General features: G+C 44.0%; 9 protein-coding genes. All 9 read right to left on the reverse strand.

Annotated features, from left to right (window positions below; translation table 11 throughout):
• Positions 1 to 862 precede the first annotated feature (862 nt).
• A complete protein-coding gene (locus ACESK1_RS09265) occupies positions 863 to 997 on the reverse strand; it encodes a 30S ribosomal protein THX (protein ID WP_093410546.1) in 135 nt (44 codons plus the stop codon).
• Positions 998 to 1,000: 3 nt separating this feature from the next.
• Positions 1,001 to 1,141 carry a hypothetical protein gene (locus ACESK1_RS09270; protein ID WP_372919907.1) on the reverse strand — a complete coding sequence of 47 codons (141 nt, stop codon included), beginning with the start codon at positions 1,139 to 1,141 and terminating at the stop codon, positions 1,001 to 1,003.
• A gap of 77 nt (positions 1,142 to 1,218) precedes the next feature.
• On the reverse strand, positions 1,219 to 1,986 hold the full coding sequence (gene trpA, locus ACESK1_RS09275; protein WP_372919908.1) for a tryptophan synthase subunit alpha: 768 nt from the start codon (positions 1,984 to 1,986) through the stop codon (positions 1,219 to 1,221).
• Between the two features lie 208 nt (positions 1,987 to 2,194).
• Positions 2,195 to 3,376 carry a tryptophan synthase subunit beta gene (gene trpB, locus ACESK1_RS09280; protein WP_372919909.1) on the reverse strand — a complete coding sequence of 394 codons (1,182 nt, stop codon included), beginning with the start codon at positions 3,374 to 3,376 and terminating at the stop codon, positions 2,195 to 2,197.
• A 75-nt stretch (positions 3,377 to 3,451) separates the two neighbouring features.
• Complete coding sequence (locus ACESK1_RS09285; RefSeq protein WP_372919910.1) at positions 3,452 to 4,078, reverse strand: phosphoribosylanthranilate isomerase; 627 nt, start codon at positions 4,076 to 4,078, stop codon at positions 3,452 to 3,454.
• A 180-nt stretch (positions 4,079 to 4,258) separates the two neighbouring features.
• Positions 4,259 to 5,047: an indole-3-glycerol phosphate synthase TrpC gene (gene trpC / locus ACESK1_RS09290; protein WP_372919911.1), complete on the reverse strand. Its 789-nt coding sequence runs from the start codon at positions 5,045 to 5,047 to the stop codon at positions 4,259 to 4,261.
• Positions 5,048 to 5,205: 158 nt separating this feature from the next.
• Entirely contained in the window at positions 5,206 to 6,198 is a 993-nt protein-coding gene (trpD, locus tag ACESK1_RS09295; RefSeq protein ID WP_372919912.1) for an anthranilate phosphoribosyltransferase, read from the reverse strand.
• Positions 6,199 to 6,250: 52 nt separating this feature from the next.
• Positions 6,251 to 6,877, reverse strand: a complete 627-nt coding sequence (locus tag ACESK1_RS09300) for an aminodeoxychorismate/anthranilate synthase component II (protein ID WP_372919913.1) — start codon at positions 6,875 to 6,877, stop codon at positions 6,251 to 6,253.
• Positions 6,878 to 6,948: 71 nt separating this feature from the next.
• Positions 6,949 to 8,343 (reverse strand): anthranilate synthase component I family protein, encoded by a 1,395-nt coding sequence (locus ACESK1_RS09305; protein ID WP_372919914.1) that lies wholly within the window; start codon positions 8,341 to 8,343, stop codon positions 6,949 to 6,951.
• Positions 8,344 to 8,490 lie beyond the last annotated feature (147 nt).

The following is an 8,490-nucleotide window of genomic DNA, read 5'->3' on the forward strand; positions in this document are numbered from 1 at the left end:
GATATCGGTTTTTTTATTTTCTCCTCTTTAGTCTATTGTTGGTTATTTTGAGTTCAACGTTCAATGTTCAAGGTTCAACGTTCAGCGTTCAAGGTGGGGTTTGGTTTTGCCACGAGGGAATGGGGGGGTTCTTTCGGAAAAGTTCGGGATGAGATGCCGGATCAAGTCCGGCATGACGTACTTTACAGGCCTTCGCCCTATCACGATAATAATTGGAATTGATTCAGGGTCTCATCCGAGGGGGAGACCAAAGAGAAAAGATGTCAGGATGAGATACCGGGTCAAGCCCGGCATGACGATTTACTTCACGTCCACACCCGGGCGTCACCCTGAACTTGATTCAGGGTCTCATCAGAGTGAGTAATGAAGGGTTACCACGAATTTAAGGAGTTTTTGGGTCAAGCCAGGCAGGACGTCAAGGGCTTTAATCGGTTCTGGGTTCTCGGTTTTTTTTCTCTCCTTTAGTTTATTGTTTAACGTTCAATGTTCAAGGTGAAGTTTTGTTTTACCACAGGGGAGTGGTGGGTTTCTTTCAGAAAGGTTCAGGATGAGCTGCTGGGGTCAAGCCCGGTATGACGATTTTTGCAAGCGTCTTTATTCTAAAGACCAGCTACTTTTTTCACGCTAAGCTCGCAAAGAAGTCGCAGGGGCTGCAGAGGGTTTTGTTCGCCCTTTTCTCCCCTAAAAAAACTACCGTCTATCGACTAAGGCCTATCGACTAAATATAAAAAACCCCAGACTCAAAGATAGCCTCTGAAACTGGGGTCAACTGAAAAGTAATTTTTTACGATTACTCCAGTTTTTCTGATAATTTGATATTTGTTGCCGGATAACCGGCTGATTTTACTCGCGGCTCTTCAGGTTACTGAAGTTCTTTCTTGCTTTGCTCGGCCACAGTAGTGGGCTTCACCTTAAACTTTTTGCGTCTGGGTCGGAGCCGCCCATAGGTGCCGATTGCAATTTTACCGCGTTTGGTTTTTCTATCTCCTCTGCCCATAAATTACTTTTTGTTCTGTTGGTCTTTTATGGTTTTTTCATCAATATCAAACTTATTGGTTTCCTGTTTGTTACCGGAAGGATTGACAGGATTTTCCTGTTCTTTTTTCCTTCTCTTCTTATTTTTTTCTATTGGACCTGGCATAATTTTCCGTTTTTAAGTTCCTCCCTAAGATACAATACTAGAGTCTTAAAACCTGCCAAGGGGATGTTAGAGTTAGGTTAAACCGGCCGGATATTTTTAACAAAACCAGCAATTCCCTGCTTTCCACTGGTGTTGAGGTGTTTTATAAAGGCCGAACCGATAATAGCTCCTTTGGCGAACGCTGTAGCCTGTCCGTAGGTTTCTTCATCGCTTATCCCAAACCCAACGATCTGCGTATTCTTTAGTTTCATTTCTGAAATTCTACGGAAGTATTCCCGGGTTTCCTGGCTGAAACCTTTGGTGCTTCCCGTGACGCTGGCCGTGCTCACCATATAGATGAATCCTTCGGAAACCGAATCTATGAAGCGAATGCGCTCTTCTGAAGTCTGCGGAGTGATCAAAAAGATATTGCTCAGGCCATACTTCAAAAAGATTTTTCGGTACTTCTCATTGTATTCCTCCACCGGAAGATCGGGGATTATGAGTCCGTCGATACCCACTGCAGCACATCTTTTGCAGAATTCCTCTATCCCAAACTGAAGAATAGGATTGAAATAACCCATAATGATAAGCGGAATCTCCACTTCCTCTCTTATTCCTTCCAACTGCTGAAAGAGTTTTTTTGTGTTCATTCCATTTTTCAAAGCTACGCCAGAACTCTCCTGGATGGTAGGTCCATCAGCCAGAGGATCGCTAAACGGCAGTCCGATCTCAATAAAATCGACTCCGTTTTTCTCCAGGTCTTTAATGATGGAAACTGTGTCTTCCGGCTCGGGGTACCCGGCGGTGAAGTATATGGAAAGCAGTTTTTTGTCTTGCTGTAATGTATTTTTGATTCTGTTCATTTTCATTCGTTAATCCGTTAATTCGGGATTGGTTAATTCGTAATTCGTTAATTTCAAATTCTTTACCAACAAACAAATAATCCCAACTTTTCAAATATTTCTTTTTTCACGCGAAGGCCGCAAAGTTTTTCGCCAAGCTCGCAAAGTTTTTTTGTTCAGATATTTATGATTGATTCAAAAAACAAACACCGAACAACAAACTTTTAAATTATAATTTAAAATAATCAATATAAGTACTCAAATCCTTATCTCCCCGGCCGGAAAGGTTCACTACAACAACATCATCTTGTTTGAACTTACGGTCTTCAAAGATGGCCAGGGCGTGCGAGCTTTCGATAGCGGGAATGATTCCTTCCAGTTTTGCCAGTTCGAGGCCGGCTTTCATCGCGGCTTCATCGGTGATGGAGATGAATTCCCCTCGACCGCTGCGAAATAGGTTTGCGTGCATGGGCCCAACGCCCGGATAATCAAGTCCGGCGGAGATAGAATAGGGCTCTGTGATCTGCCCATCTTCGCTTTGCATCAGCAGGGTTTTGCTACCGTGGATGATACCTTCCTTACCTAAAGCAGAAGTCGCCGCGCTCTCTCCGCTGTCTATGCCTTTGCCGGCAGCTTCCACGGCGATGATTCCCACTTCAGGAGTATCGAGATAGTGGAAGTAGGTTCCGGCGGCATTGCTTCCGCCACCCACGCAGGCTATAACATAATCGGGATTTTCACGGTTTTCTTTTTCCTTTAGCTGGACTTTGATCTCTTCAGAAATAACCGCCTGAAACCTGGCCACCATATCGGGGTAGGGATGAGGCCCAACTACCGATCCGATGATGTAATGTGTATCCACCGGATTATTGATCCAGTCTCTTATCGCTTCGTTGGTAGCGTCCTTCAGGGTGCGGCTACCCGATTTAGCAGGGACGACCGTGGCACCCAGCATCTTCATGCGGGCAACATTCGGTGCCTGCCGGTCGATGTCTATCTCTCCCATATACACGATGCACTCAATGCCCATAAGCGCGCAAACAGTAGCTGTAGCCACTCCGTGCTGGCCAGCACCGGTTTCGGCGATGATTCGGTTTTTGCCCAGGCGTTTTGCCATAAGAATTTGCCCTACGGTGTTATTGATCTTATGGGCGCCGGTATGGCAAAGATCCTCGCGTTTTAGATAGACTTTGGTGCCGTATTTCTTACTAAATCGCTCTGCGTAATAAAGTGGTGTAGGCCTACCTACGTAATCACGTAGCAGATCCTTAAATTCCTTCTGAAAAGATTCTTCTTTCATAATGTCGAGATACTGCCGGCGCAGCTCCTCAACATTGGGGTACAGCATCTCGGGAATATAAGCCCCGCCAAAATCGCCGTAATATCCTTTTTCATCTACCTGATAACTCATGTTTTTTTGTGTTGTCTGTTATGGGTTGTGGGTTGTGGATTGTTAGGGTAAATATAAACCACAAACCTATAAACCTTATTTTTTTAATTTTTCACTAAACTTTTGAAGCAAATTTGGGTCCTTCATGCCCGGCTCTAATTCAAATTTCGAATTCACATCCACAGCGTAAAAGACTTCCGGTTTTCCTTGCTGCTCAAAGTGTTTCTGAAGCTTTTTGATATCATCTACTTCTTCAGGTCCGATTCCCCCGCTGAGGAAAAAAGGAGTGGAGGAGGGGTAGTCTTTTAGCAGTTCCCAGTTAAAGGTTTCTCCGGTGCCACCTTTGGTTTTTCCTTTAGTATCGAAGAGAAAATAATCTACCGATTCTTCAAACTCCTGTAGTTCTGAAAAATCGAATTCCTCTTTAACCGAAAATACCTTTATGATCTCCATCCTGTCCATTCCGGCGAAGATGATTTTTAATTCCTGGCAGAATTCTGCCGATTCCCCGCCGTGCAGCTGAACCGTTTGGAGTTTATTTTTTTTGACCTTTTCCAGGATATAATCTACCGAAGCATTCACAAAAACCCCGGTTTTTTTTATGCCCGGACTTAGTTGCGGAATTTCAGCTTCGAAATAGCGTGGGGTTTTTTCATAGAAAATGAAGCCCATATAATCAGGTTGAAGTTCTGCTACTTCGCTGATGTTTTTGGGCTGCTTCATCCCGCATATTTTGATTTTCAGGTTTGACATTTTTAAATATTAATTTGACTACAATTGTCTCATTCTCATCCTGTCGTTCTTTGCACCAGATTCGAATTTTACATGAAACCTCTTAAGATATTAACCTCGTTAATTTTTCACGCAAAGACCGCAAAGTGGATCGCTAAGTTCGCAGAGCTATTATTCGTTTTTCAATTTTTGAATAAAATCTCCTGCTGCTTTGCCGGGATCATTGGTTTTCATGAAATTTTCTCCTATCAAAAAACCTTTGTAGCCGTAGTTTTTCAGGTCTTTTATTGTTTCTATTGAACTGATCCCGCTTTCAGAAACCTTTACAAATTCTGAAGGGATCTTTTCTGAAAGCTCTTTGCTGATGTCTGTGCTTACTTCAAAGGTTTTCAGGTTTCGGTTATTCACTCCCAGCATATCCAGGCTGGGCATCATGGATTTTTGGAGTTCCTCTTCGTTATGGACTTCCAGCAACACCTCGAGATTCAGGCTTTTGGCGAATTCGGAAAGTTGTTTTATCTGCTCCCGCTCTAAGACCGCTGCGATAAGCAGAATCACATTGGCGCCGTGGGCTTTGGCTTCCAACAGCTGATATTCCTCGATGATAAATTCCTTGCGCAATAAAGGCAAATTCACCGAGGCTTTGGCATAAAGCAGGTCCTCAAGGGAACCGCCAAAATATTTACCATCGGTTAAAACCGACATTCCGGATACTCCTGCTTTTTCATATCCGCTTGCTACATCGGCGATATTCAAATTTTGATTGATCACCGATTTTGATGGCGATCTTCTTTTATGCTCTGCGATGATCCCGCTTTCTGAATTTCTCAACCGCTTCACCAAAGAAAAAGTTTCCCGATCAAAAAGCGCTGAATTCTCCAGTTGGGAAACCGGAACAACCTGCTTTTTTAGAGCTAGTTCTTTATGTTTGTCGGCTATTATTTTGTCTAGTATGTTCATTTTTCAGTTGTCAGTTCTGAGTTGTTGGTCAGTCTTGTTTTTTTCTTATCCAGGGAATTCCTGGTTATTTTGCCGTTTGTGGTTTTGTTTCCATACTCTCCACTTTCCTCTCTTTACTTCATTTTATATTATACAGACAAAAGTCTAACGACTAAAGACTATTTACTAAGTTCTTGTAATTTTTTTAATACTTGCAATGCCCTACCAGATTCTAGAGATTCTTTGGCTTCAGCGAAACCTTCCTGTGGGTTCAGGCCTTTTGCTGTGGCAATGGCCATTCCGGCGTTGGCGCAAACTACATTGTTTTGAGCGGCTGTGCCTTTTCCGTTTAAAATATCAGTAAAAATTTTAGCTGAACTCTCAATGCTGCCTCCTCCGGCGATCTCTTCCTGTTTGAGGGGTTCAAGTCCGAGGTCTTCAGGATTCAGCATCATTTCAGAAGAATTTGAAATGATCTTAGTGCTACCTGTTAGCGAAATTTCGTCATAGCCATCCAGAGCGTGCAGGATGCTGAAATTCTTATCGGTGTTCTGGTATAAATAGGCATACATCCGTGCCAACTCCAGGTTAAAAACTCCAACTAATTGATGTTTTGGGAAAGCCGGATTAACCATTGGTCCCAGCATATTGAAAAAAGTTTTTACCGCCAGAGATTTTCTGATTGGCGCGACATTTTTCATCGCGGGATGGAAAAGCGGGGCGTGCAAAATGCATATTCCCGTTTCGTCCAGGGTTTTCTCCAGGAACCCTGCATCGTTGGTGAATTTAATCCCGAGCTGTTCCATCACGTTGGAACTTCCACTCACCGAGGAAACTCCATAATTCCCGTGTTTGGTAACCTTAATACCTGCTCCTGCAGTTACAAAGGAAGCTGTGGTGGAAATATTAAAAGTATCCTTGCCATCACCGCCGGTGCCGCAGAGGTCTATGGGATTATAGGCGCTGAGGTCTACAGCCAGGCATAGCTCCAGGAGCCCGTCCCGGAAGCCTTCCAGCTCCTCGATGGTAATGCTGCGCATCATATACACGGTGAGAAAAGCTGCGATCTGACTCTCGTTGTATTCTCCCTTAGAAATACTGAAAAGCGCCTGCTTGGCTTCTTCCTTGGAGATGGTTTCGTGATTTATGAGTCGGTTGAGTAATTGTTTCATGCTATAGCCCCCTCTAACTCCCCCTAAAGGGGGAGAACAATTTGGGGTGATTTTATAAATTAGTATTCGATTTAGTTTGTTTGACTCCCTCCCTTTCGTTAAGGGTCGGAGAGGGATTATTTATCCAATTTGCTACCATTTGTTTCCCCTCCGGTGTCAATACCGATTCGGGATGGAATTGCACCCCGCGCACGTCATAATCTCTATGGCGCAGGGACATTACCTGGCCGTTTTCGTCGTAGGAAGTAGCGATGAGGGAATCAGGTAGCTCTTTTAAAACCACCCAGGAGTGGTAGCGGCCTACCTTTAGTTTCTTCGGAAGGTCTTTAAAAAGGGGTTCATCGTCTACGCAGATATCAATATCGGTAGCAACGCCGTGGTATACGCTTTCCAGGTTGCCCAACTTCCCGCCGAAAACCTCGCCTATGGCCTGTTGCCCAAGACAAACTCCCAGGATGCTTTTGGTTGCTGCATATTTTTCGATTATGGCTTTTAAGAGCCCGGCCTCCTCGGGAATTCCGGGACCGGGGGAAAGCAGGATCTTATCGAATTGCTCCACATCTTCTAATTCGAGTTGGTCGTTTCTTCTTACGACCACTTCGCAGCCGAGATCTTCCAGATAATGTACCAGGTTGTAAACAAAAGAATCGTAGTTATCTATCACCAATATTCTTTTCACCTCAGTTTCTGAGTTTTTCTCCGATGAGGGGAGAGGGTTTTTAGAATTGTCGTTTTTTAAATCATTCATGCTTATATCTCCTCTGCTATTTCCAGAGCTTTTGTCAAAGCTCCCAGTTTATTATATACTTCCTGTAATTCGTTTTCTTCAACCGATTCTGAAACTACGCCGGCACCGGCCTGGTAATGCAGGTGGTGATTCTTGCTCACAAAAGAGCGGATGATGATGGCGTGATTAAAATTGCCATCAAAATCCATAAATCCGATAGCGCCGCCGTAGGCATCGCGGTTCACGTTTTCATATTTTTCGATGAGTTTCATCGCGCTGTGTTTGGGAGCACCGCTGAGAGTTCCTGCGGGAAAGGTGTCGGCTACTACCTGCATGGTATTGGTGTTGGCGGCGATCTTTCCGGTGACTTTGCTTACCAGGTGAATTACATGGGAGAAAAACTGAATTTCCCTGTATCTTTCAACTTTCACATCATTTCCGTGTCGACTTAGGTCGTTTCGGGCCAGGTCTACCAGCATCACGTGTTCGGCGTTTTCCTTTTCGTCGGCGGCGAGTTTTTTGGCCAGTTCGGCATCCTCTTCATCGTTTCCGGTGCGTTTAAACGTTCCGGCTATGGGATGTATTTCTGCACGGCCTTCGTTAACCACCAACTGAGCTTCAGGAGAACTTCCAAAAATCTTAAAACTTCCGTAGTCAAAAAAGAAAAGGTAAGGCGATGGATTCACGCTCCGGAGTGCCCGGTATACGTTGAACTCGTCTCCTTTGAACCTCTGGGAAAACCGGCGTGAAAGCACCATCTGGAAAACGTCTCCACGGAAGCAGTGTTTTTTGCCCAGTTTCACGTTTTCTTTGAATTCATCATCGGTAAGATTGGAAACCGGTGCTTCCTGCCGCGTGAAATTATAGGTGGCGAAATTGCGCACTTTGATCTGCTGTTCAATTTCGGCGATCCTGCTTTCGGTATCGTAGCTGTGATCAAAGATGTAAGCCTCGTTATTGAAGTGATTTATCGCGATGATATTCTGATAAACGGCGTAATAAATATCGGGAATCTCAAGGTCACCTTCCTTTTTGGAAATTTCAATATTCTCGAAATACCGAACCCCATCATAGGCGATATAACCAAAAAGTCCGTTGTTGATGAACTTGAATTTACCGTTTTTGGTCTTGAATTTTTGGGAGAACTCCTGAATCTTTTCGGGGATGTTTACTTCAGCAGAAATCGGGGTGATTTTCTTGCTTCCATCGGGAAAAATCTCGGTGACCACTTCGTTTTGCAGTTTTATACTCGCTATTGGATTACAGCATATATAAGAAAAAGAGTTGTCGCTGGCGTGGTAATCGCTGCTTTCCAGAAGCAGGGAATTTGGGTATTTGTCCCGCAACTTCAGGTAGACGCTCACCGGGGTGATGGTGTCGGCCAGCAGTTTTTTATGGGTGGTTTTTAGTTGGTACATATTTGTTTCTATTGTAAATGAAAAAAGGCTTGTCGTGAGACAAGCCTTTGTATGATTTTATACTATAGCAGTGTTACTTCACGACGTTTGACGTAAGTTGTTCCACCACCAGGTATTTGCTATTCTGTTTTTCATTGCTTCAAAGAT

The sequence above is a fragment of the Salegentibacter sp. genome, from assembly GCF_041642575.1.
Classification (GTDB): domain Bacteria; phylum Bacteroidota; class Bacteroidia; order Flavobacteriales; family Flavobacteriaceae; genus Salegentibacter.

What these genes read in the sequence shown, in the direction of transcription:
- ACESK1_RS09270 (WP_372919907.1), bottom strand. Translation starts at nt 1,141, where the DNA reads ATGCCAGGTCCAATAGAAAAAAATAAGAAGAGAAGGAAAAAAGAACAG.
- ACESK1_RS09305 (WP_372919914.1), bottom strand. Translation starts at nt 8,343, where the DNA reads ATGTACCAACTAAAAACCACCCATAAAAAACTGCTGGCCGACACCATC.
- ACESK1_RS09285 (WP_372919910.1), bottom strand. Translation starts at nt 4,078, where the DNA reads ATGAAGCAGCCCAAAAACATCAGCGAAGTAGCAGAACTTCAACCTGAT.
- trpA (WP_372919908.1), bottom strand. Translation starts at nt 1,986, where the DNA reads ATGAACAGAATCAAAAATACATTACAGCAAGACAAAAAACTGCTTTCC.
- trpC (WP_372919911.1), bottom strand. Translation starts at nt 5,047, where the DNA reads ATGAACATACTAGACAAAATAATAGCCGACAAACATAAAGAACTAGCT.
- ACESK1_RS09265 (WP_093410546.1), bottom strand. Translation starts at nt 997, where the DNA reads ATGGGCAGAGGAGATAGAAAAACCAAACGCGGTAAAATTGCAATCGGC.
- trpD (WP_372919912.1), bottom strand. Translation starts at nt 6,198, where the DNA reads ATGAAACAATTACTCAACCGACTCATAAATCACGAAACCATCTCCAAG.
- trpB (WP_372919909.1), bottom strand. Translation starts at nt 3,376, where the DNA reads ATGAGTTATCAGGTAGATGAAAAAGGATATTACGGCGATTTTGGCGGG.